Annotated in this window: 20 protein-coding genes and 2 pseudogenes; 14 read left to right on the forward strand and 8 right to left on the reverse strand. The window is 71.2% G+C overall.

Features of this window, described 5'->3' with window-relative positions; genetic code table 11:
• Positions 1-56 precede the first annotated feature (56 nt).
• Positions 57-302, reverse strand: a pseudogene (locus C0216_RS30245) (LLM class flavin-dependent oxidoreductase); the annotation flags it as partial.
• 118 nt (positions 303-420) lie between these two features.
• Here C0216_RS30245 and C0216_RS30250 point away from each other — a divergent pair.
• Positions 421-1302, forward strand: a complete 882-nt coding sequence (locus tag C0216_RS30250) for a Cof-type HAD-IIB family hydrolase (protein WP_114058295.1) — start codon at positions 421-423, stop codon at positions 1300-1302.
• A 27-nt stretch (positions 1303-1329) separates the two neighbouring features.
• Here the strand turns inward: C0216_RS30250 and cydD are convergent, their stop codons facing one another.
• From cydD to C0216_RS30265, 3 genes are all read right to left on the reverse strand, one after another.
• The gene (gene cydD / locus C0216_RS30255; protein WP_114058296.1) at positions 1330-4878 is read right to left on the reverse strand and encodes a thiol reductant ABC exporter subunit CydD; all 3549 of its coding nucleotides are present in this window, start codon (positions 4876-4878) and stop codon (positions 1330-1332) included.
• Positions 4879-4941: 63 nt separating this feature from the next.
• On the reverse strand, positions 4942-5943 hold the full coding sequence (gene cydB / locus C0216_RS30260; protein WP_114058297.1) for a cytochrome d ubiquinol oxidase subunit II: 1002 nt from the start codon (positions 5941-5943) through the stop codon (positions 4942-4944).
• A gap of 18 nt (positions 5944-5961) precedes the next feature.
• The gene (locus tag C0216_RS30265) at positions 5962-7464 is read right to left on the reverse strand and encodes a cytochrome ubiquinol oxidase subunit I (RefSeq protein ID WP_114058298.1); all 1503 of its coding nucleotides are present in this window, start codon (positions 7462-7464) and stop codon (positions 5962-5964) included.
• A 186-nt stretch (positions 7465-7650) separates the two neighbouring features.
• Between C0216_RS30265 and C0216_RS30270 the strand changes: the two genes are divergently transcribed.
• Positions 7651-8019, forward strand: a complete 369-nt coding sequence (locus C0216_RS30270) for a cyclophilin-like fold protein (RefSeq protein ID WP_114058299.1) — start codon at positions 7651-7653, stop codon at positions 8017-8019.
• A 77-nt stretch (positions 8020-8096) separates the two neighbouring features.
• On the opposite strand, the gene hisC is transcribed toward C0216_RS30270, so the two are convergent.
• Positions 8097-9176 (reverse strand): histidinol-phosphate transaminase, encoded by a 1080-nt coding sequence (hisC, locus tag C0216_RS30275; protein ID WP_114058300.1) that lies wholly within the window; start codon positions 9174-9176, stop codon positions 8097-8099.
• A 361-nt stretch (positions 9177-9537) separates the two neighbouring features.
• On the opposite strand from hisC, the gene C0216_RS30280 reads away from it, so the two are divergent.
• From C0216_RS30280 to C0216_RS30290, 3 genes are all read left to right on the forward strand, one after another.
• Positions 9538-10653 carry a LacI family DNA-binding transcriptional regulator gene (locus C0216_RS30280; RefSeq protein ID WP_114058301.1) on the forward strand — a complete coding sequence of 372 codons (1116 nt, stop codon included), beginning with the start codon at positions 9538-9540 and terminating at the stop codon, positions 10651-10653.
• A 231-nt stretch (positions 10654-10884) separates the two neighbouring features.
• Entirely contained in the window at positions 10885-12108 is a 1224-nt protein-coding gene (locus tag C0216_RS30285) for a metallophosphoesterase (RefSeq protein ID WP_114059024.1), read from the forward strand.
• Positions 12109-12260: 152 nt separating this feature from the next.
• Positions 12261-13091, forward strand: a complete 831-nt coding sequence (locus C0216_RS30290) for a hypothetical protein (protein ID WP_114058302.1) — start codon at positions 12261-12263, stop codon at positions 13089-13091.
• Between the two features lie 15 nt (positions 13092-13106).
• Here the strand turns inward: C0216_RS30290 and C0216_RS33655 are convergent, their stop codons facing one another.
• Positions 13107-13931, reverse strand: coding sequence for a hypothetical protein (locus C0216_RS33655; RefSeq protein WP_162793319.1), 825 nt, complete (start codon positions 13929-13931; stop codon positions 13107-13109).
• Positions 13932-14167: 236 nt separating this feature from the next.
• Here C0216_RS33655 and C0216_RS30300 point away from each other — a divergent pair, with 236 nt between their 5' ends.
• A complete protein-coding gene (locus tag C0216_RS30300) occupies positions 14168-15304 on the forward strand; it encodes a glycosyltransferase (protein ID WP_246042749.1) in 1137 nt (378 codons plus the stop codon).
• A 117-nt stretch (positions 15305-15421) separates the two neighbouring features.
• On the opposite strand, the gene C0216_RS35160 is transcribed toward C0216_RS30300, so the two are convergent.
• The gene (locus C0216_RS35160; protein WP_281277964.1) at positions 15422-15556 is read right to left on the reverse strand and encodes a hypothetical protein; all 135 of its coding nucleotides are present in this window, start codon (positions 15554-15556) and stop codon (positions 15422-15424) included.
• 73 nt (positions 15557-15629) lie between these two features.
• Between C0216_RS35160 and C0216_RS30305 the strand changes: the two genes are divergently transcribed.
• Entirely contained in the window at positions 15630-17189 is a 1560-nt protein-coding gene (locus C0216_RS30305; RefSeq protein WP_246042750.1) for a recombinase family protein, read from the forward strand.
• 129 nt (positions 17190-17318) lie between these two features.
• On the opposite strand, the pseudogene C0216_RS30310 reads toward C0216_RS30305, so the two are convergent.
• Positions 17319-18527: pseudogene (locus tag C0216_RS30310) on the reverse strand (replication initiator); the annotation flags it as partial.
• Positions 18528-18883: 356 nt separating this feature from the next.
• On the opposite strand from C0216_RS30310, the gene C0216_RS30315 reads away from it, so the two are divergent.
• From C0216_RS30315 to C0216_RS30340, 7 genes are all read left to right on the forward strand, one after another.
• Positions 18884-20119 (forward strand): helix-turn-helix domain-containing protein, encoded by a 1236-nt coding sequence (locus tag C0216_RS30315; protein WP_114058303.1) that lies wholly within the window; start codon positions 18884-18886, stop codon positions 20117-20119.
• Positions 20120-20177: 58 nt separating this feature from the next.
• A complete protein-coding gene (locus C0216_RS30320; RefSeq protein WP_162793320.1) occupies positions 20178-20594 on the forward strand; it encodes a hypothetical protein in 417 nt (138 codons plus the stop codon).
• Positions 20591-20800 (forward strand): hypothetical protein, encoded by a 210-nt coding sequence (locus C0216_RS30325; RefSeq protein ID WP_114058305.1) that lies wholly within the window; start codon positions 20591-20593, stop codon positions 20798-20800. Before C0216_RS30320 ends, C0216_RS30325 begins: the two co-directional genes overlap by 4 nt.
• The gene (locus tag C0216_RS33660) at positions 20797-20970 is read left to right on the forward strand and encodes a hypothetical protein (protein WP_162793321.1); all 174 of its coding nucleotides are present in this window, start codon (positions 20797-20799) and stop codon (positions 20968-20970) included. Before C0216_RS30325 ends, C0216_RS33660 begins: the two co-directional genes overlap by 4 nt.
• Before the next feature lie 172 nt (positions 20971-21142).
• Complete coding sequence (gene amcB, locus C0216_RS30330; RefSeq protein ID WP_114058306.1) at positions 21143-22261, forward strand: cyclophane-forming radical SAM peptide maturase AmcB; 1119 nt, start codon at positions 21143-21145, stop codon at positions 22259-22261.
• A complete protein-coding gene (gene amcA / locus C0216_RS30335) occupies positions 22239-22475 on the forward strand; it encodes a multiple cyclophane-containing RiPP AmcA (RefSeq protein ID WP_114058307.1) in 237 nt (78 codons plus the stop codon). Before amcB ends, amcA begins: the two co-directional genes overlap by 23 nt.
• 74 nt (positions 22476-22549) lie before the next feature.
• Positions 22550-23224: a pentapeptide repeat-containing protein gene (locus tag C0216_RS30340; protein WP_114058308.1), complete on the forward strand. Its 675-nt coding sequence runs from the start codon at positions 22550-22552 to the stop codon at positions 23222-23224.
• The last annotated feature ends 13 nt before the right edge of the window (positions 23225-23237 follow it).

Below are 23237 nucleotides of genomic sequence, written 5' to 3' on the forward strand. Positions count from 1 at the left end.
TCGTCCTCGCGCGGGACCATAATGCCTCCGACGTACGTTTTCCCTGGTCAGGCCGCGATAGGCGAACGAGGCCTGACTGAGGTGACGAGCGTGCCCAACCGGAGCCGCTCAGTGGCCGCTGCCACTGCCGTGAGGGTGGGAATCGCGCCAAACCAGGGAAGGCCGCGGAACGACCGCCAGGACAGGGGGTCGTAGCTGTAGGCGGTGTGGAAGCCCGGTTCTTCGGCGCGCCGCCACTGGTCGCGGCCGCCTTCGTGCCACGGACGTACGGGCAGGATCACCGTGCTCAGACGCAGACTCATGCGATCGAGTGCAGGGCCGGGTGACGTTTCATGTGAAACCGAGCAGGCCGCTGTTTCACGTGAAACATCGCCACCGCGGCCGCTCCGTCAGCGGATCGGGACCTGTCACCGCAGGTGCATGGGCGAAGATGGACCCGTGACCTCGGCTCCCCAGCGCCCGGAAGGGCCCACCCCGACCCCACGGCTCATCGCCACCGACCTCGACGGCACCCTGCTGCGCGACGACAAGTCCGTCTCGCTGCGGACCGTGGCCGCTCTCGCCGCCGCCGAGGAGGCCGGGATCGAGGTCTTCTTCGTCACCGGGCGCCCTGCCCGCTGGATGGACGTGGTCAGCGACCACGTCCACGGGCACGGCCTCGCGATCTGCGCGAACGGCGCCGCTGTCGTCGACCTCCACGCGGGACGCAGCTTCGTCGAGGTGCGGGCCCTGCCCCGGGCCACCGCCCTCACAGTGGTGCAGACGCTGCGCGCCGTCGCCCCCGGTGCGTCGTTCGCGGTCGAGATGACCACCGGCATCAACTACGAGCCCCTGTACCCGCCCTTCTTCCAGGATCCGGGTGCCAACGTCGCGACCGCGGAGAAGCTGCTCGACGAGGAGGGGGAGACCGCCGCCCCCGTGCTGAAGCTTCTGGCCCACCACGCCGAGCTGGCCCCGGACGAGTTCCTTGAGCTGGCCCGGACGGCTGCGGGCGGCCACGCCTCGATCACCCGGTCCAGCCCGACAGCCCTGCTGGAGATCAGCGGCCTGGGCGTGTCCAAGGCCAGCACCCTGGAGCTGTGCTGCGCCGAGCGGGGGATCTCGCCGTCCGAGGTGGTCGCCTTCGGCGACATGCCGAACGACGTGGAGATGCTCCGCTGGGCAGGCACTTCTTACGCGATGGGCAATGCACACCCCGATGTCATCGCGGCCGCTTCGGGCCGGACGGTCGCCAACAACGAGGACGGGGTCGCGGTCGTCATCGAGCGCATCCTCGCCGACCTCGCCACACAGCGGGGCTGACGCCGGCGGCACCTCCGGGCCGGCCGATCAGCGGGAGAGGCCGGCCAGCAGGCCGTCGGCCGCCTTCTCCCGCTCCAGCAGCCGGCGCAGGGGGCCGTCCACGGAGGCGAGTTCGGCGTACGGGCCGCGCTGAACGACCGCTCCACCGTCCAGGACGAGCACCTCGTCCACGGCCTCCAGGCCGGCCAGCCGGTGCGTGATCAGCAGGGTGGTCCGCCCCTCTGTCGCCGCCAGCAGGTCGGCCGTCAGCGCGTCGGCGGTCGCCAGGTCGAGGTGCTCGGCGGGCTCGTCCAGGACCAGGACCGGGAAGTCCGCAAGCAGCGCACGGGCCAGGGCCAGACGCTGCCGCTGTCCGCCCGAGATCCGCTCTCCGTGCTCGCCCACCAGGGTGTCGAGGCCGTCGGGAAGCCCCTCGGCCCAGTCCAGCATCCGGGCCCCGGCCAGAGCCCGGCGCAGGTCCTCCTCGCTCGCCGCGGGGCGGGCCAGGCGCAGGTTCTCCCGTACGGAGCTGTCGAAGATGTGGGCGTCCTGGGCACACAGGCCGACCAGGCGGCGGATGTCGTCGCCGCCGAGGGTGCGGGCGTCCGTCCCGGCGAGGGTGTAGGAACCTGCGGCCGGGTCGAGGAAGCGGAGGAGGACGTGGGCGAGCGTGGTCTTGCCGGCTCCGGAGGCGCCGACGACGGCCGTGCGCCGTCCGGCCTCCAGGACCAGGTCCAGTCCGTGCAAGGCATCGTGCTCCTGGCCCGGGTGCCGTGCGGTGAGGCCCGTGAGGCGGAGCGGGAAGGGCGAGGCGGGGGCCTCCGCCGGGCGCTCCGGTTCGGCGACCGGCTCGGGGGCGTCGAGGACCTCGTGCAGCCGCTCGGCGCTGCGGAGCACCCGCTGCCGGGACTGCACCGCCTGCGGCAGCCCGGCAACGGCCTCGAAGGCGGCCAGCGGGGTCAGGACCGCCACGGCCATGGCGACACCGGAGAGCCTGCCGTCCTGGACGGCTCCGGCGGCGAACGCCGCGGCCGCGGCGACCGTCAGCCCGCACACGAGCGCGGAAAGGCCGCTGCCGAGGCCGGTGGCGGCCGCCCCGCGGGCGGCGATGGCCGTCAGGGTCCTGTCGCTGGCCGCGACCGCGTCCTTGCGGCGGCCCAGGGCACCCGCGACGGCCAGCTCCGCGGTCCCGGTCAGCAGGTCGGCGGTCCGGGTGGCGAGCTCGCCGCGGGCGGGGGCCAGCCGGCGCTCGGCGCGACGGGCACAGGCGCCGCTGACCAGCGGCACCCCGATGCCGGCGGCGAGGAGCCCGGCAGCGAGGGCTGCGCCGGCCTCGGGCAGCAGCCAGACGGCGAAAGCGACCGACCCGCTCCCGACGAGGACGGCGGTGCCGACCGGGAGCATCCAGCGCAGCCAGTAGTCCTGGAGGGCGTCCGCGTCGGCGACGAGCCGCGCCAGCAGGTCGCCGCGCCGCTGCCCGCGCAGCCCGGCGGGGGCGATGCGCTCCAGCCGCCGGAAGACCGACACGCGCAGGTCGGCCAGCATGCGCAGGACGGCGTCGTGGGAGACGAGCCGTTCCGCGTACCGGAACACGGCGCGGCCCATACCGAAGGCGCGCGTGGCCGTGACGGCCATCATCAGGTAGAGCACGGGCGGCTGCTCGGAGGCACGGGAGATCAGCCAGCCGGAGACCGCCATCAGTCCGACGCTGCATCCGACGGCCAGTGCGCCGAGCAGCAGTCCGAGCCTGAACCGCCCCTGCCAGGCACGGGCGGCGGCCCTGACCCGGCGCAGGTGGCCTGCCCCTGCGGCGCCGACCGCTGCGGCCGCCGTCGGCTGGTCCGCCGGCTCTGCCGCGCCGGACACTGCGGCACCCCGGAAGCCGCCGTCGCCGGCGGCCCGGGCCGGGGGACCGGCGGCAGCGTCGGGGGCGGGGTCCGAGGGCGCGGCCCCGATCTCGACGACCCGGTCCGCGAGGGCGAGCAGCGCCGGCCGGTGCACGACCAGCAGGACGGTCCGGCCGGCAGCGAGGCGCCGTACCGCCTCCACGACGGCGGCCTCGGTCTCCCCGTCGAGCGCGGCGGTCGGCTCGTCGAGCAGGAGCACCGGCCGGTCGGCGAGGAAGGCGCGGGCCAGCGCGATCCGCTGGCGCTGGCCGGCCGAGAGCCCTGCCCCGCCCTCGCCGAGCACCGTTTCGGCACCCTGCGGCAGAGCAGCGACGAACTCCCCGGCTCCGGCGTCCTCCAGAGCCCGGGCCACGGCCCCGTCGGAGGCGTCGGGCCGGGCGAGGCGCACGTTCTCCGCGACCGTTCCCGCGAAGAGGTGCGGCCGCTGGGGCACCCAGGCGACGTGCCGGCGCCACTGCTCCGGATCGAGGGCGGACAGGTCGGCGCCGCCGACCCGCACCCGGCCCGCGCTCGGCGCGGTGAATCCCAGCAGCACCTGCAGCAGGGTGGACTTGCCGGCGCCGCTCGGGCCGGTGAGGGCGACGCACTCGCCGGGCCCGACGGTGAGGGAGACCGCAGAGGGCGAGTCCGTGCCCCGCCCGGGATACCGAACGGACACCCCGTCGACGTCGAGGGAGAATCCGGCCGGACCGGGTCCGGGGAGGGCGGCCGACACGGCCGGCACCGGCCGGGGCGCCGGCGTTTCGAGCACCTCGAAGACCTCCTCCGCAGCGGCCAGCCCCTCCGCGGCCGCGTGGTACTGGGCACCGACCTGGCGCAGCGGCAGGTATGCCTCCGGCGCCAGGATCAGCACCACGAGCCCGGTGTAGAGGTCGAGCTCGCCGTGGACGAGCCGCATGCCGATGGTCACGGCGACGAGCGCCACGGAGAGGGTGGCCAGCAGTTCCAGCGCGAAGGACGACAGGAACGCGATCCGCAGGGTCCGCAGGGTGGCCCGGCGGTAGTCGCCGGTGATCCGGCGGATCGACTCGGCCTGCGCCTTGGCCCGGCCGAAGACCTTGAGCGTCGGCAGGCCGGCCACGACATCGAGGAAGTGCCCCGACAGTCTGGACAGCAGCTGCCACTGCCGGTTCATCCGGGACTGCGTGGCCAGCCCGATCAGCACCATGAACAGCGGGATGAGGGGCAGGGTGACCACGATGATCGCCGCAGAGACCCAGTCCTCGGTGACGATGCGGGCGAGGACGGCGGCCGGGACAGCCACCGCCAGGCCGAGCTGCGGCAGGTAGCGGGCGAAGTAGTCGTCGAGGGCGTCCACGCCCCGGGTGGCCAGCGCCACCAGGGAGCCGGTCCGCTGCCCGCTCAGCCACCCGGGCCCCAGGTCGGCGGCCCGGTCCAGGAGCTGTCCGCGCAGGTGCGACTTGACGGCGGCCGAGGCCCGGTGGGCAGCCAGCTCCGTGAGCCAGGCAAGCAGGCCGCGCCCCAGGGCCACGGCGGCCAGGAGCAGCAGCGGCGTCTGCAGGTCCCGGCCGTCGAGGCCCTTCTCGAAGGCGCCCACGACGATCTCGGCGATCAGCATCGCCTGGGCGATGACCAGCCCCGCCCCGGCGCACCCGAGGACCACAACGGCCCCCAGGAAGAGGCGGGTGGACCGGGCGTACCGGAGCAGGCGCGGGTCGATCGGTTTCACGTGAAACATCCCTCAGGAGACGGATGGCCGGGCGGGGCGGCAGGCGCCCCACCCGGATCGGGCTCAGTGCGCGTCGGCGATGTGCTGCGTGCCGATCCGCTTGCGGAACACCCAGTAGGTCCATCCCTGGTAGAGCAGGACGACGGGGGTGGCCACCGCCGCACACCAGGTCATGATCTTGAGCGTGTAGGGGCTGGACGCCGCGTTGGTGACCGTGAGGCTCCAGGCGTCGTCCAGCGAGGACGGCATCACGTTCGGGAAGAGCGTCAGGAAGAGCATCGCGACGGCCGCCGCGATGGTGACGCCGGACAGGGCGAACGACCAGCCCTCCCGCCCCGCGATGTTGGCACCGAGCGCCCCGGCCAGAGCTGCCACGGCGACGGCCAGGGCGACCAGGCTGGTGCCGTCGCCGTGCGCGGCCTGCGTCCAGCCGAGGAAGCCGACGGCCGCCGCCGCGGTGGCGACGCCCAGGCGGGTCGCCAGTGCGCGCGCCCGGTCCCGGATGCCGCCCACGGTCTTGAGCGCGGCGAAGACGGCTCCGTGGAAGGTGAACAGGGCCAGGGTGACGAGGCCGCCGAGCACGGAGTATGCGTTGAACAGGTCGAGGATGCCGCCGACGTACTCCTTGTTTTGGTCGATCTCCACGCCGCGCACGATGTTGGCGAACACCACGCCCCACAGGAACGCGGGGAGCAGGGAGGTCCAGAAGATCGCGTGCTCCCAGTTGGCCTGCCACCGCTCCTCGGTCCGCTTGTGCCGGTACTCGAAGGCGACACCCCGGATGATCAGGCATACCAGGATGGCGAGGAGCGGCAGGTAGAAGCCGGAGAACAGGGTGGCGTACCAGTCGGGGAAGGCTGCGAACGTCGCGCCGCCCGCGGTGAGCAGCCAGACCTCGTTGCCGTCCCACACGGGCCCGATCGTGTTGATCAGGACCCTCTTCTCGGTGCGGCCGCGGGCCAGGAGCTTGGTCAGGACGCCGATGCCGAAGTCGAAGCCCTCAAGGAAGAAGTAGCCGGTCCACAGGACGGCGATGAGCACGAACCAGACGTCGTGGAGTTGCATGGCGGGATCCCCTCAGCCTCAGTACGAGAAGGCCATCGGCCGGTCGGAGGTGCCGTCCCCGCCGATCCGGGTGGGCGGGTTGAGGTCGGCCTCTGTGAGCTCGGGCGGGCCGGCCTTGACGTACTTGACCAGGAGCTTGACCTCGATGACGGCGAGTACGGCGTAGAGGGCGGTGAAGATCGCCATCGAGGTGAGCACCTCGGCCTGGGACACGCCCGGCGAGACCGCGTCCCGGGTGCGCAGCACCCCGTAGACGACCCACGGCTGGCGGCCCATCTCGGTGAAGATCCAGCCCCAGGAACTGGCGATCAGCGGGAAGCCGAGCGTCCAGACCCCGGCGAGCCAGTACAGGCGGGTCAGCCGGGCGCCGAGGGGCGTGCGGAAGAGGACCAGGTGCGGCCGTTCGTCCTCGCCGGTCCGCAGGGCGGCCGGCAGCAGGAACTTCCGCCGGGTCAGCCAGAGGCCGACCGCGCCGATGGCGAAGGAGGCCATGCCGAAGCCGATCATCCAGCGGAAGCCCCAGTAGGCGACCGGGATGTTCGGCCGGTAGTCGCCGGGGCCGTACTTCTCCTGCTCGGCCTTGTTGACGTCGTTGATGCCGGGGACGAAGGAGTCGAAGCGGCTGTCGGCGAGGAAGGAGAGGAGGCCGGGCACCTCGATGGCGACCTTGTTGTGGCCCTTGTCCACGTCCCCGTAGGCGAAGACCGAGAAGGGGGCCCGCTCCTCGCCGTCCCACAGGGCCTCGGCGGCGGCCATCTTCATGGGCTGCTGCTTGAACATGACCTTGGCCAGCACGTCGCCGCTCACGGCGACGAGCGCGCCGCCGATGACGACGGCCACCAGACCGAGCCGCAGCGAGGTGCGCATCACCGGGATGTGCTTGCCGCGCATCAGGTGGAAGGCGGCGATGCCGACCATGAAGGCGCCGCCGGTCAGGACCGCCGCGGTGAGGGTGTGGAAGACCTGGGCGAGGGTGGTGTTCTGCGTCAGGACCAGCCAGAAGTCGGTCAGCTCGGCGCGTCCGCTCTCCGGGTTGATGCGGTAGCCGACCGGGTGCTGCATCCAGGAGTTCGCCGCGAGGATGAAGTAGGCGGAGAGCACCGTGCCGATCGAGACCATCCAGATGCAGGCGAGGTGGATCTTCTTGGGCAGCTTGTCCCAGCCGAAGATCCACAGGCCTATGAAGGTCGACTCGAAGAAGAAGGCTATGAGGGCCTCGAAGGCCAGCGGGGCGCCGAAGACGTCGCCGACGAACCGCGAGTAGTCGGACCAGTTCATGCCGAACTGGAACTCCTGCACGATGCCGGTGACGACGCCCATCGCGATATTGATCAGGAAGAGCTTGCCCCAGAACTTCGTGGCTTTGAGGTACTTCTCCTTCTCGGTCCGCACCCAGGCCGTCTGGAGGACCGCGACCAGCGCGGCGAGGGAGATCGTGAGGGGGACGAAGAGGAAGTGGTAGACGGTCGTGATGCCGAACTGCCAGCGCGCCAGTGTCTCCGGCGCCAAAGCTACGTCCACGTCGTCATCTCCTTCAGGTCGCCGTGGATGGCCGCTTCCGACCCGTCCGCTTCCGCCGATACCGGGAGGAAGCAGGCGAGCTTGTGAACGCGTTCACATTCACAAGCATTATGGCTCATCCCTTTCGGCGACTTTCAGCCGGGGTCCCCCTGGCGGATGGATTCAACAGATTGTTGAATAACGCGCATGAAGATTCGCATCTCCTGGCCCGCCGGCCACCTCACCGCAACCCTCGAGGAGACCCCGACCAGCAAGGCGCTGGTCGAGGCGCTCCCGATATCCGCCTCGGCCCACACCTGGGGCGAGGAGGTCTACTTCGACACCGGCGTCAGCGTCGCGCTGGAATCCGGCGCACGGCAGGTCGTCGAGCCGGGCACCGTCGCGTTCTGGACCGAAGGGGATGCCCTCGCGCTCCCCTACGGCCCCACGCCCATCTCGCGCAGCGGCGAGTGCCGCCTTGCGAGCCCCTGCAACGTGCTGGGCTCCTTCGACGGCGACCCGCGCCTGCTGGCCACCCTCCGCGCCGGCGACCCCGTCCGGGTGGAGCTCGCATAGGGCGGAAGCCTCCGCCCTGCGGCGCGTGCATCGGCCCTCCGGGCGGCGCCGCACCCCGAGCGCTCCGCCCGCGGGCGCTACATCTGCTTGAAGAAGGCCTCCGCCGTGTGCAGGAAGAGGTCGTTCGCCTCGGGCTCGCCGATCGTGACCCGCAGGCCCTCGCCCACGAAGGGCCGGACCACCACACCGGCCTTCTCGCAGGCCGCCGCGAAGTCGGCGGTACGCTCGCCCAGCCGCATCCACACGAAGTTCGCCTGCGTGTCCGGCACCGTCCAGCCCTGGCCGAGCAGCGCCGCGTGAACGCGGTCCCGCTCGCACACCAGCGCACCGACCCGGCCCATCAGCTCGTCCTCGGCACGCAGCGAGGCGACCGCCGCGTCCTGGGCCAGCTGGCTGACGCCGAACGGCACCGCCGTCTTGCGCAGCGCCGCGGCCACCCGCTCGTGCGCCACCGCGAAGCCGACGCGCAGGCCGGCCAGGCCGTACGCCTTGGAGAACGTGCGCAGCACGCACACGTTGGGGCGGTCGCGGTAGAGCTCGATGCCGTCGGGCACCTCGGTGTCGCGGACGAACTCGCGGTACGCCTCGTCGAGGACCACCAGGATGTCCGAGGGCACCCGGTCCAGGAAGCGCTCCAGCTCGGCGCGGCGCACCGCCGTGCCGGTGGGGTTGTTCGGGTTGCAGACGAAGATCAGGCGGGTCCGCTCCGTGATCGCCTCGTACATCGCGTCGAGGTCGTGCACGTCCCCGTCGGTCAGGGGCACCTGCACGGACGTCGCGCCCGAGATCTGCGTGATGATCGGGTAGGCCTCGAAGGACCGCCAGGCGTACACGACCTCGTCACCGGGACCGGCGGTCGACTGGATCAGAGACTGGGCCACGCCGACGGAGCCGGTGCCGGTGGCGATGTGGTCGACCGGGACGCCGAACCGCTCGGCGAGCTCGTTCACCAGGTCGGTGCACGCCATGTCGGGGTAGCGGTTGAACCGGCCGGCGGCGGCCACCGCGCTCTCCAGCACGCCCGGCAGCGGCGGGTAGGGGTTCTCGTTCGAGGACAGCTTGTACGCGACGGCGCCGCCTGCGGCGGCGGGCTTGCCCGGCTTGTAGGTCGGAATGCCGTCCAGCTCGGCGCGCAGCTTCGGGCTCTTCTCGCTCACCTGGGGTCCTCCTCGACCATCCCGTCCGACGTCGCCGTCGACTCAATACTGCTCACCTTATGAGGATTCCGCCGTCCCGAAAATGGCCGCGCCTGGATTGCGGGGGAGCGCACGCATATATGCGTGCGCCGGTGGCCTGCGCCGTGGCGCGCATCCCTCGTACAGGTGAGTTGGTGCAGCGCGCGGGCGCGTCCGTTTTGGCATGCCCGTACCCGACGACAAAGGCCCAGCTCACCCCACGCGGACAAATGCCTTTGTTTCCATGGTCATTGAACGGTGAGAACCATGCAGAAACGTGCCTGTCAACGCGTGCATATGCACCCGGCCCCCCTGCCGTACCGCGCCCTACTATCGGCTCGCCATGACAGCAGCAGGGAAGCACCAGGTGAGCCGGACCGAGACCACCCGGCGGGCCGCCGGCCGACAGGGCCGGGCCGGCATCAGGGACGTGGCCGCCGCAGCGGGCGTCTCGATCACGACCGTCTCCGACGCGCTCAATGGCAAGGGGCGGCTGCCGGACGCCACCCGCCGCCACGTCCGCGAGGTCGCCGACCGGCTGGGCTACCGCCCATCCGCCGCCGCCCGCACCCTCCGTACCGGCAAGTCCGGCCTCATCGGCCTGACCGTGACCACGTACGGGGATGAACCTTTCACCTTCACCGAGTTCGCCTACTTCGCAGAGATGGCCAGAGCCGCCACCTCCGCCGCGCTCGCCCGCGGCTACGCCCTCGTCATCCTCCCCGCCACCTCCCGGCACGACGTGTGGTCCAACGTCGCCCTCGACGGCACCGTCGTGATCGACCCCTCGGACCACGACCCCGTCGTCAGCGAGCTCGTACGCCAGGGCCTCCCGGTGGTCTCGGACGGCCGCCCCGCCGGCACCCTGCCCGTCACCGCCTGGGTGGACAACGACCACGAGGCGGCCGTCCTCAACCTCCTCGACCACCTCGCCGCCGCCGGCGCCCGCCGCATCGGGCTGCTGACCGGCACCACCACGGACACCTACACCCGGCTCTCCACCACCGCCTACCTCAACTGGTGCCAGCGCACCGGCCAGGACCCCGTCTACGAGTCCTACCCCGCCCACGACCCGTGCGCCGGCGCCGTCGCGGCCGACCGCCTGCTCGCCCGCCCCGACCGCCCCGACGCCGTCTACGGGCTCTTCGACCCCAACGGGACCGACCTGCTGGCCGCCGCCCGCCGCTACGGGCTGCGGGTCCCCGAGGACCTGCTCCTCGTGTGCTGCAGCGAGTCCACCGTGTACGCCAACACCGAGCCGCCGATCACGACGCTCTCCCTCAAGCCGCGCCGTATCGGCACCGCAGTGGTGCAGCTCCTCATCGATGCCATCGAGGGCGTCCACACCGGCGGGCCCGTCGAGCAGGTCGTCCCCACGGAGCTGATCGTCCGCACGTCGTCGCAGCGCAGGAGGCCCCGGACCACGGTCAGTGCGCCCAGGTCACCGGCCCAGGACTGACCGCCGCGCCTCCCTGCAGGCGGGGCCGGGGGCCCCGCCGCGCAATTCGACAGTGCCGATTTCGGGAGAAAGCGGCAGGAACGATCGGTTCCGCACAGGATTCACCACCCCTGGTGCGTCACACAGCGCGAGCCGCATTCCTATGATGGGCGCACGACATCACGGATCCTCCGACCCGGAGGCCAGGGGGATCCGCAGGTGTACGGCAGCGCGACGGTGGTGGAGGGGTCGATGACTCAGGGGGCCGGTCAGGGACCCGCGATGCGGACGGAGACGCTGCGGGACTTCCGGGTGCCGGTCGACGAGTCCCATCCGTACGGCGCGCCCGCAGGACGTCCCGAGGATGCACCCGTCTACGGCGAGTACCCCGCCTACTACGGCGAGCCCGCGCCGGGATCCGCGCCGCCCCCGCCCCCGCCCGCGCCACCGGCGCACGCCCCCGCCCCGCCGCCGGCCCCGGCCGTGCCGCCGGCCCCGGCCGTGCCGCCGGCCGGCGGGGCGCCCGCGCAGGGCAGCGGCCACGCCGACTACACGCCCACCCAGCGCGACCTGCCGGTCATCACCCGCGCGGCCGTCGGCGGCCCGGGTGACACCGTCCAGGTCCAGTACGCCCCCCAGGACTCCCCGACCGGGCCCGGGCCGCTCTACGTCGTCGGCGACGTCCACGGCTACCTCGACGAGCTCGTCGCCGAGCTGCAGGCGCAGGGCCTCATCGACGCCGACCGGCGCTGGTCCGCAGGCAACGCCCGCCTGTGGTTCCTCGGCGACTTCACCGACCGCGGGCCCGACGGCATCGGCGTGATCGACCTGGTCATGCGGCTCTCCGCCGAGGCCGCCGCCGCCGGCGGCTACTGCAAGGCCCTCATGGGCAACCACGAGCTGCTGCTCATCGGCGCCAAACGGTTCGGCGACACTCCCGTCGCCTCGGGCGCCGGCACCGCGACGTTCCAGGCGGCCTGGCTGCTCAACGGCGGCCAGCGCACCGACATGGAGCGCCTGGAGGACGTCCACCTCCAGTGGATGTCGCGGCTGGACGCCGCCGTCCTCGAGGACGGCCACCTGCTGCTGCACTCGGACACGACCGCATACCTCGACTACGGCGACTCCGTCGAGGACGTCAACGACACCATCCACGAGCTGCTCAACCGGAACGACGCCGACATCACCTGGGACCTGTTCCGCAAGTTCACCAAGCGGTTCGCCTTCCGCGACGAGGAGACGGGCCCCCAGGCGGTCCGCGAGCTCCTCTCCACCTACGGGGGCAGCCGCATCGTGCACGGCCACAGCCCCATCCCGTACCTGCTCGGCGAGGTCGGCACCGAGGACGGCGACGAGTCCCGCGGCCCCGAGGTGCACGGCCCCCACGTGTACGCGGACGGGCTCGCCATCGCGATGGACGGCGGCGTCACCATGGCCGGCAAGCTCCTGGTGCAGCAACTGCCGCTCGCCGACTGACGCTTGTCACGAGCGGGGCAATTCGCGAAACCCCCTGTCACGGCGCGGCATGGGCCCTCTACCATCGCTCTGTCCGTAGCAGGCTCTCCTCCGTCTGCGCCGGCTGACCCCGAATCCACGCGGGGAAACCGGCCGCCACGGAACATCGGGGGATGCACATGAACAGCGCTCCGCACCTGCTGGCCGAGGACCGCCCCGAATTCGACCGGCTCCTCGACGAGGCGCTGCGCACCGCACACGAGCGGCCCGAGCTCGCCGCGCTCGGCGAGCGGCTGAGCGCCGGACAACTGCGGGCCATGGCGGTCGGGGCCAGCGCCCTGCTGACCGCCGCGGCAGCGGCCGAGTACGACCGCTTCGTACAGGTGCGCGATGCACGACGCACGGAGATCCGCTCGACGCCGCGGTCGGGAGGCTCCGGGGACGCCCCGGAGGAGAGCGGCGCCGGGCTCAGCGCCGTCGTCGCGGTCCTGGCGCCGGTCCTCGCAGCCGCCGCCATGCTCATCTTCCTGCTGGTCGGCTACGTCCTGAAGGCGATCGAGCCCGAACCCGCCCTCGCGGACACCCTGCTGACGGCGGGGTGGTTCTTCGGGGCACTGACGGCGGTCACCCTGCTCGGCGCGGTCGTCGGGCTGCTGGTGACGGCCCTGCGGAACCGGGCGACGGAGGTCGTGGCAGGGGACGAGGACCGGGCCGCGCCCGACGAGGTCTCCCTGGCCCGCGAGGCCTGGCGGCAGGCGCTGCTGGAGCGGGGCATCCTGCCGTTCCTGCGGGACGCCCTGGCCGCCCCCGGCGCGGGGCCGGAGCATGCCGCGCCCGGCACGCCGACGGCCGGGCGCATCCCCGATCTGGGATACACCCGGCCCGACTTCAGCAGTCCGCGGTCCCCTGCGCAGGGGGCGCGGCCCGGCTACACCGCTCCGGACTTCAGCGGCCCGGAGTTCGGCAGTCCGGGGTTCGGCAGCGCGAGCCGCGAGCCGCTCTGACGGAGCGGAGCTGCTCTAGTTCACGTCTGCCGGACGGAGGTTCATGTCCTGCGGTGAGAGGGACTTGTTCGCGAACCGGGCGAGGCCGTTGGCCCCGGCGGCCGGCTGCGGGTCCGCCGCCGTCCACACCTCGTTGCAGGTGAGAGCGTCCGGTGTGCCCGGGTTGATGGTGCAGCTCGTCTCGTAGATCTCCCCGCCGGTGGTCAGCACCTCGATGTTGACGATGTTGGCCTGTGAGGAGACCGACACGGCGCAGGCGTCCGTCGGGTACGTCTCGCCGGTGTCCGTCAGGTCGTACCAGCGCCACGGGGTGGGGGCAGGCGTCAGGTCGCGGATGCCGGCGTAGGTGACCGTGTCGGCGAGCACCGCCTTGACCTCGCGGGCCGCCGCAGGCCGGACGGCGTCCACGTCGAAGCACTGGCCGCTGGCGCCCTGGGGGCCGGTGGCGCCCGTCGGGCCCGTCGCACCGGTCGCACCGGTCGCACCGGTGGCTCCGGTACCGGCCGGTCCCGTCGGACCTGTCGGACCCGTCGGCCCGGTGGCGCCCGTCTTGCCCTTGGGACCGCGCGGACCGGTGGGCCCGACCTTGCACTTGTCACCGCCCGCGGGCTGGGCAGAGACCGCCGGCGGGTCCGTCGCCTTGTTCGCCGTCGCAAGGTCGCAGTGGTCGCCGGTGTCCGACACCACCGCGCCGGAGGGCTGCGGGGCTCCCACGGCGGCAGGGGCGGCGACGGCCGCACCCATGACCAGCGCCAGGGAGGCGAAGGTGCCGCCGGCCAGCCAGCCCGCCCGGCGGGGCAGCGGCCCCAGCGACGATCGGGTCCTGTCCTCAGAACTCATGTAGCGCTCCTCCTGCACATGGGATCGAATGCCTTCCCGAAGCCCTCACGCGAACGCGGACTCCGCGAGGAGACACTCTGTGCAGGCCCCTCCGCCGCCGCAGCCCGGCTCGCCCGCCGGTCATTAAAACGGACGAGCACAAAGGGCCACTTGGCCGCGGGCGGGGCAGCCGCCCGGGGCCGCCGTCCGGCGTGCCGCCCCGTGGAGGCGGTGGCACGTCCCTAGGGTCGGCGGCCGTGAAGCCGACCATCTGCCTCTGCATGATCGTGAAGAACGAGTCCGCCGTCATCGAGCGCTGCCTGGACTCCGTGCGGGACCTCGTCGACACCTGGGTCATCTCCGACACGGGGTCGACGGACGGCACCCAGGACCTCATCCGCAAGGCGCTGCACGGCATCCCGGGCGAGCTGCACGAGGAGCCCTGGACCGACTTCGGCCACAACCGCAGCCTCAACATCGCGCACGCCCGCGGCAAGGCCGACTACCTCCTGCTCCTCGACGCCGACCTCGTCCTGCGGCGCAACGGCCCGCTGCCCGAACTCACGGCGCAGTCGTACATGCTGCGCCACGAGGGCCCGACGGAGTACCGGATCAAACGGCTGGTCCGCGGCGACCTGCCGTGGCGCTACGAGGGGGCCACTCACGAGTACCTGACCTGCGACCGCCCCGGCGAGTACGAGGACCGCCCGGGCGTGCAGGAGAACCTGGACGCGCTCTCCATCGTGGACCACGCGGACGGCGGCTCTCGCCACGACAAGTTCGAGCGGGACGCCCGGCTGCTCGGGGCCGAGCTGGAGCGGGACCCCTCCAACACGCGGGCGGTCTTCTACCTCGCCCAGACGATGCGGGACATGGGGGAGACCGCCGAGGCCATCCGGCTCTACGAGCAGCGCGCCGCCATGGGCGGCTGGGAGGAGGAGGTCTATTACGCCCTGCTCCAGTCCGGCGTCCTGCGCGCCGAGTCCGGTGACTGGCCCGGCGCGATGGACGCCCTCACCCGGGCCTGGGAAACCCGGCCGACCCGGTTGGAGGCCTGCTACGAACTGGCCGCGCGGCTTCGGGTGCAGGGCCGCCACCACGCCGCACACGCGGTCACCACCGCGGTCCTGGACCGGCCGGCCCCGCCGGACCTGCTGTTCGTGCACCCCTGGGTGTACCGCTGGGGACTGCTCTTCGAGCACTCCATCACGGCGTACTGGGTCGGCGACATGGACGCCTCGCTGCGCGCCTGCGACCGCCTGCTGGCGCTACCCGACCTGCCGGAGGTCTACCGCCGGCAGACCGAGGCGAACCGCGGCTTCGCGCTGGCGGGCGGCGGCTCTCCTGATCCTGTTTCACGTGAAACATCGCCCCGGCAGCCGACCGGGGTCTGAGCCGCCTCACCCGGGTCGCCCGACCGGCGGCCCCGGGGACCGCCGGGACGACGGCGCGGGGCAGGCCCGCGGCTCCCCCCCATGGGTCGCGGGTCCGCCCCGTCGGTCCGGCGGGGGTCAGTCCGCGAGCGGGAGGTACACCCTGTTGCCGCTCGCCGCGAACTCGGCGGACTTCTCGGCCATGCCCGCCTGGATCTCCTCGGCCTTCAGGTCTCCGCCGTGCTCGCGGCGGATGTCCTGCGAGATCTTCATCGAGCAGAACTTAACTAGAAGTGCCACATGCTAGATTGCTGGCTCCGTTCCGTCAGGAAGCAGAGGGGGGCCAGTGGCCACGAGAGACGAGGTAGTCAGCAAGCTGCGCGGGGTGCCGGCCGAGGTGCCGAGCGTGCCCGAGGTCATGGCGATGCTCGCCGCGAACCCGAAGATGAGGTGCGTGGTCTGCTACGCCCGCATCTCGTTCGACGGCCGAGCCAAGGACGCACACGGCATCGAGGACCAGCACCGCGAGCTTGGCGAGAAGGCCAACGGCTTCGAATGGCTGGTGGTCTACCGGTACACCGACAACGACAAGAGCGCGAGCAAGGAAGAAGTCGTGCGCGACGACTTCGAGCAGATGCTCACGGACCTCACGGCGGGCCGGACGCCGGAGGGCTACCCCATCCACGGTGTCATGGCGATCAACGATGACCGGCTCTACCGGCGCCCGGGGGACTGGGAAAGGTACCTCCGCGCCTTCACGGCCCACCCCGATCGGGTCTACTACGACTCCAACGGACACCAGGACCTGTACGCCGAGGGCTTCGAGGTCAAGGGACTGGTGGGGGTGGCCATGTCCCTCGCCGAGACGCGGAAGAAGCAGCGCCGAAGCCGCACCAGCCACCGCAACCGCGCGATCCGCGGACAGTCGGTGTCCGCGTGGCGGCCGTTCGGCTGGGACGACGACAAGGTATCGCTCCGGCCGGCGGAGGCCGACGCCATCCGGAAGGCGGTCAAAGACGTGCTCGCAGGGGCGTCCCTCAGCGAGGTGACGGCCCAGTGGAAGGAAGCCGGGTTCACCACCAGCCGGGGTAACGCGTTCCAGTACGCCACCGTGAAGCAGGTGCTGCTGAACGCCCGGCTCTGCGGATACCGCGAGATCGTCGGAGAACTGGTGCGCGACGAGGACGGGCAACCGGTCGTCGGCGAGTGGGAGGCGATCGTCACGCCGAAGGAGTGGTTCGCCGTGGTCGCCACCATCAGGGAGCGAGGCCGGGGCAAGGGCCAGTCACCCGGCGGTGTCGTCCACAAGTACCTGCTGACAGGTGTGCTCCGGTGCGGCGCCGTTCGGGAGGACGGTACGGCCTGCAACAACAAGATGACCGGCGTGAAGGCAAACGACTGGGTCAGCTACAGCCACGGGTACCTGTGCAAGAAGACCGTAGATGGCGGCTGCAACAAGACGTACAAGCGCGGCGACGAGACGGACAAGCACGTCTCGACCCTTGTCAGGGCCAAGCTCAAGCGGGATGCCGCCGCAGCCGCCAAGGACGTGCCGGAGTGGACCCGGGACGAGGAGTTGGAATCGGCTGTGGCCCGCCGCCGCGCTCTTGAGCAGCGCTGGCAGACGGGCCAGATTGATGACGAGACGTTCTTCCGCAATCTCTCGCCGATGGACCAGTTGGTGAAGGAGCTGCGGGCCGACCAGGCCAAGCACCTCGCGATGGTCGCGGCAGCCGAGGCTGCGACGGCCGACATAGATACGGAGTGGGAGGCGAAGACGCTGACGCAGAAGCGGGAGATGATCCAGAATGCGTTGCTCGCCGTGATAGCCGAGCCGGGTGGAAAGGGCCGGAAGCCGTTCGACGTGACGCAGCTCAGGCCGGTGTGGCGGTCGGCTTCCGCGTAAGGGTGACGCCGAGGATGTCCCCGATCCGGCGAAGCTGAGCGTCCCCGAGCGGGGGCGCGTCGCAGACGCACCGTTCGATCCAGGCGTCCACCTTGGCTTCGTCACAGGTGAGCGTCTGAGCTGCGCAGCTCATGCCCATACCTCCCCTTCGGTCTTGGCCCGTTCCTTGTCGGCGCGGGCTTGGTTGATTTCGTGGCGTGTCTGGTTGGCGAGGAGTTCTTCGCCGGGGCGGTAGCCGGAGGCGAGGTAGGCCCAGGAGGACTCGGTGACGAGCACGGTGTCCGGGCCGGGGGCGGGGTGGCCGGAGCGCGCGCGGGCGGCCTCTGCCTGAGCAGTGCGCCAGGCGCGGCGGACATCGCGGAGTGCGCCGAGGGTGGTGAAGTAGGCGCGGGACTTGGTGGAGAAGTGGCCGCGGAAGCCGAGCATGTGTGCCCACTTGCAGAGCTTGAGGTCTGCGAATTCGGACAGGCCGCCCAGGTCCCAGGCGGTACGGATCATCTGCCGGACGTGGCTCTGTGCCCGAAGGTTCTTGATCGGCTCTGCCTGGCGGGTGCCGTGGCAGTCGGGGCACAGGTCGCGGATCGTGCCGCCGACAGTGCCACGGCCGGAGCAGGTACGGCAGACCATCGTCCGGTGCACGGTGCCGGAGTCCTCAGCGCTCTTCGTGGCGTACTTCGCGACGTACCCGGCAACAGCGGCGTCGGTGAGTTCGCCGTCACCGAGTGCGGTGATCTCCCGGACATCGAACTTCCTGCCCCAGCGGATCTCATGGTCCCCCACCGTGTCGGAGACCACCGCGAGCGCGGTTGCTTCGACGGCAGTCCCGATGGCTTCGTTGAGGGCGGCCACGGTGGCGAAGGCCGGCGGGGCGCTGGTGTGTCCGTCGGGGCCATCGAAGCGCACGACCGCGTGGAAGTGGACCAAGCCCCGCTGCTGATACTCGGCGACCTTCGCGAAGGAGACCCGCAGCACCTCTTTCATGGCCTTCTGCGTCATGTGCAGATGCGCGGCCAGCGCCCGGCGCAGGTTGAGGGTGAAGCGTGCCCACAGCGCGCCCGCGTGGGCGTTCCACAGCACGGCCCCCGTGTAGTCGTACGTCTTCGGGTCGAGTGGGGTACCAACCTCTGGGGCGCCCTCGGGGTGCCAGGTTCCGCAGCGGCAGGGGTAGGGCTTGCCGGTGTTGGTGGTGGGGCGGTTGTGGACCGGGCCGAAGGAGGGGGCGGTGAGGGTGAGGAACACGCGGGGGTGCGTGCGGACGGTTTCGGGGACGTTCTTGCCGCCGCACAGTCCGGCGCGGACGAGGTGGAACGTGTCGGCGGCGTGGCCCCCTGAACATGCCCGACCCCAACCCAAACAGGACACCGGCCAAAGCCGCTCCGGCCGACCGCGATGCACAGGTGCGGCAGTCATCGCCAACTGCCAAAGCAGGAACGGAGTTGACGCACGCGAGTTCCAGCGCGGAGGGGGTGTGCCGGGGCTCATGTAGGAGGCGCCGATCAGGCGTTCGGATGAGCGGGGGACGGGGCCGGAGGACGGACCCCCGTCAGGTCCTCCGCATGTCGGCTATCGCCATCCCATCGCACCGCCGAAGGCGAGCCTGAGCATTCTGAGATCCCTTGGTCAAGGCCCGCCGCCCGTCGCGTGTCAGCGGTACCTTCGCGTCAGAAGCGTGGTCTCAGATCGGGGTGGTGGGTGTGAGCGGGTACATCGAGGAGCAAGAGCGAATCGGACAGCGGGTACGGCGTCAGCGGCTCTCCGTCGGGATGACTCAGGCCGATCTCGCCGCAGCGCTCGGGCGGACTCAGGGCTGGGTGTCCAAGCTGGAGAAGGGCCGGATCGAGCTGGACCGGGCCGGGCTGATCAACGCCGTGGCCGCCGCCCTGCACTGCCACCCAAACACCCTGATCGAGCGCCCCTACACAGGCGGCGGAGCCGAGACCAAGTGGCAGGTCTCGGCAGCCTCGATCCTGCGGGAACTGCGCCGCTACGACCTGACGCCCGTCTTCGACGGTACCCCGCGCCCGTCCGAGGTGCTGTGGCAGGACATGAAGCGTCTGCTCCGCCTGCGGGACGCGGCGGCGAACGGCGCTGTGCTGGCCGAGCTGCCGGACATGCTGCGGGAGGCCCGCGCCCTCGCCGAGGTGTCCACCGGCCATGAGCGTGAAGAGGCGTTCGCGATCTACGCGGTGGCATGCAAGTTCGCGCACACCGCCGCCCACGCCCTCGGACACCCCGAGCTGGTCGCCATGGCTTGCGAGCGGGCGACGTGGTCGGCGCAGCTCTCCGGCGACCCGGTGATGCCCGCAATGGCGCTCTGGATGCGGATGTGGGACACATGGGCCTCCGCCGACTGGGACGACGCGCTCGCCCTCGGGGACAAGGCCCTCGCCGGCATCGAGACGGAATACGAAGCCGGTGACCCACTCGCCCTGCGCATGTGGGGCGCCCTGCACCTGCGGGCCGCGATCTCCTGCGCCCGGGCAGGGAACCCAGCCGGGTCGGACGAACGCATCGCCCTGGCCCGGACCGCGGGCGAGCGGGTCAACTCCTACGTCGGACCCGAGATCCATGATCGGCACTCGGTCACGTTCAGCCTCGGCAACGTCATCATCCACAGCGTCAGTGCCGCCCTGGAGATGAGCGACCAGACGAAGGCGCTTCGCCTCAACCGTGAGGCGGACCCCGCACACATTTCGGTTCTGCCGAACTCCCGTCTCGGGCACCACCACATGGACCTGGCCCGCGCGTGGCTGTGGGACGGCAACCGGGACCAGGCCCTGACCGAGCTGGAGACCGCCGAGCGCATCGCCCCCCAGCTCGTCCGCAATCACCCCGTCGCTCGGGCGACTCTACGGAAGATCGTCTATGCCGAGCGGGTCGCTACCCGCCAGCGGCTGCGGGGCATGACCGGACGTTTTTCGCTGGATTGATCTGCGGGTATTCCACAGAATCATATTCGTGGGTAGCGGGCTGCATACGGTCCGCTACATGACCTCTACGCGTCGCACTGACCATGACCGCGTACGACGGCAGGCGGACGATACTGACCCCCGCTGGCCCCTGCGCGGCGATCTCGCGTACGACACCGCCACCTCCCGCACGGGTGTGGTCATAGACGTCCCCAACGACACCGGCACCACGGTCTACCGCCTGTGTCCCGAGGGCGGCGGCGTCGCGGGCTGGTCCGCCAGTCTCGACACCCTCGTGCCTGCCGAGGACGCGGCCCCACAGCCCATCCCCCGCCGGCCGCCCGCCAACGAGCCCCAGGGTCAGCCGGAGTACGCGCCCTGGGACGCATCCAGCAGTCCCGACCCCAGTCCGGGCCTGCGGGCCCGTGCCGAGCGGGGCATGGAGCGATTTTCGAAGTCGGCCGACGAGGACGACCAGGCCGGGAGTACCGCATGAGCCGCCTGCCTCGCTGGCTGCACGAGGGTGCCCGGGTCCTGGACCCCGCCGAAGACCGCGAGGGGATCGTGCAGTTCATCGGCGAGTGGGTCGATCCCACCACACGGAGGGCCATCCCCCGCGCGATCTTCTTGCGGCCCGAGGGCGGCGGCCGGGAATGGGTCGTAGCCGACCATCAGGCCCTACGCGAGGCGGACCCCCGATGAACGCCCGCCCAGGGGAGTTACCGCCGCCCGGCTGGGGCATGATCGCCTCCCTCCTCTTGATCGGTCTCGCTGGTCCCGCCATCGTCCTCAGCGGCCAGGTCCTGAACCTGGACCAGTCGGCGAGTACACCCCCTCCGGCCACCGTGCCGGACGTCGAACCGCCCTCGTAGGCGACCCACAAGCTCCCCGCCCTGGTGGTCGCGCAGGCACCACCCGGGTGGGGGCACCACTCCGCCCGCCCCTTCCCGCGCCAGCCGGGCGGAGCACGGCGCCGGGGGTTCTGATCCCCCATGCACCCCCGGCGCCATCCACACACCACTCGCTCACACCGAGAGGAGCACGATGCACAGTGCCTTACGGCTCGCGACCGTCCCCCGGTCCGTGATCATGCAGCCGACCACGCAGTGCCTCCCCATGGACTGCACGTATTGCTACCTGCCGTTCCGGAAGATGAAGAACCTGATGCCGGTGGCCGTCGCCGAGGCCGTGGCCACGTCCGTCAACCCGTGGGCTGCCGACGATCCGGCGTTCGAGGTGGTGTGGCACGGCGGCGAGCCGCTGGCCACCGGCCGCGAGCACCTGACGGCCCTCATGGCCCCATTCAGGGGCGTGAAGCACTCCGTGCAGACGAACGCCGCACTCATAGATGACGCATGGTGCGCGTTCCTGCTGGAGCACGACGTGCACGTGGGCGTCAGCATCGACGGCCCCGCGGACATGAACACCCACCGCATCACCCTCGCCGGCCACCCGGGATTCCGCGTCACCATGCGGGGAATCGAGCGACTACGGCACCACGGCATCCCCTACTCCGCCATCGCTGTGGTCTCCGATCCCGACCCGGCCGACGCCGCCCGCTTCTACGAGTTCTTCGCCGAGCTGGGCGTGACCACCCTCGGCGTCAACGTCGAAGAGGAAGAGGGAGTCAACACCGGCTCCAAGGACGCCGACCCCGTGCGGGCGTCCGAGTTCTGGGCGGCCCTCACGGATGCCTGGCACGGTAACCCCGTCATACGGCTGCGCGAGGTGCAGCGCGTACTCAACTTCGCCGGTGCCGTCCTACAGGGCCACGAGACCGCCCCCATGCCCGCGTCCTCGCCGTGGGATCCGCTGCCGACCGTCGCCCATGACGGCGGCGTGGTCATGCTCTCCCCGGAGCTGGCCGGGTTCACCGACCCTCGGTTCGGTGACTTCACCACCGGCAACGTGCTCAAGGACGACTTGGACGTTCTGGTAGCCGAAGCCGAGGAGCGCACCCCCTGGATCACTGAGTTCTGGGACGGCGTGGACGCCTGCCGTGCCACCTGCCCCACCTTCGCCTTCTGCGGAGGTGCACACCCCGCGAACCGGTACTTCGAGCACGGGGGCCGCATGGACGGCACCCGTACCTCGTACTGCACCACCTCGAAGATCGCCCTACTTGAAGGAGTGACGCGACATGTCCGCACACACCGCCCCTGACGCCACCACGCTCGTGATGGACTCGGCACCGGGATTCACGTCTCTGCTGGAGGCCGCCGGCACCGCCGCCATCGCGCGCTGGGGAAACACCTGGAGCAACGCCGACTTCGAGAACTACCTGTCCGCGACCACGTTCGACAACCGGCCGACGTGGGACAACCCCACCCCCGTGTTCGACAACAGGCCCACCTGGGACAACTGGAAGAACAAGTAGCGCCGCCCACACCGAACGGGGCGGCCCTGTCAGCCGCGCAGGGCCGCCCCGGCACCACCAAGGAGGAGCACACCATGGCCACCCGCACCTTCGGCCACGTCACCGTCACCACGCCCGACCTGGACGAGCCCGGCCTATACCTCTCGACCGTCGACACCCTCGACAGCCCGCGCGGCGCCCTCCAGGACTTCACGTTCGGTGACGCCGACCTGCGGGCGCTTGGCCTTGCAGATACCCAGCTCGTCACCGGCCGCATCACGGGCCTGCGCTCCAAGCGGGTCGAGTTCGAGGCCTTGAACCTGCACGGGGTGGAAATCACCGGCAGCGACCTCGGGGCGGTCCGCTGGAACGAGAGCAAGCTGACCCGCACGCTCCTCCGCGACTGCAAGCTGATGGGGGCCGCCCTGGACGGCCTGGTGCTCGATGACGTGCTGTTCGAAGGCTGCAAATTCGACTACGCGACCTTCGAAAAGGTCCGAGCAACGGGGCCCGTCGCGTTCGCCGGCTGCACCTTCACCGAGGCCACATTCACCGACTGCGACCTGTCCGACGTCGTGTTCTCCGAATGCACGTTCAGGCTCACCGAGTTCGGCACCGGTCGCTACCGGGACACCGACCTGCGCGGCAACGATCTCTCGACAATCCGCGGCGTCTCCAACCTGTCCAAGATCCGCATCGGGCACGTCCAGCAGAGCGACATCGCCCAGGCCCTCGTGAACGAACTCGACATGACCCTCGGCGACGACTGAGCCAGGAGGACCA

This window comes from Streptomyces globosus, assembly GCF_003325375.1.
Classification (GTDB): domain Bacteria; phylum Actinomycetota; class Actinomycetes; order Streptomycetales; family Streptomycetaceae; genus Streptomyces; species Streptomyces globosus_A.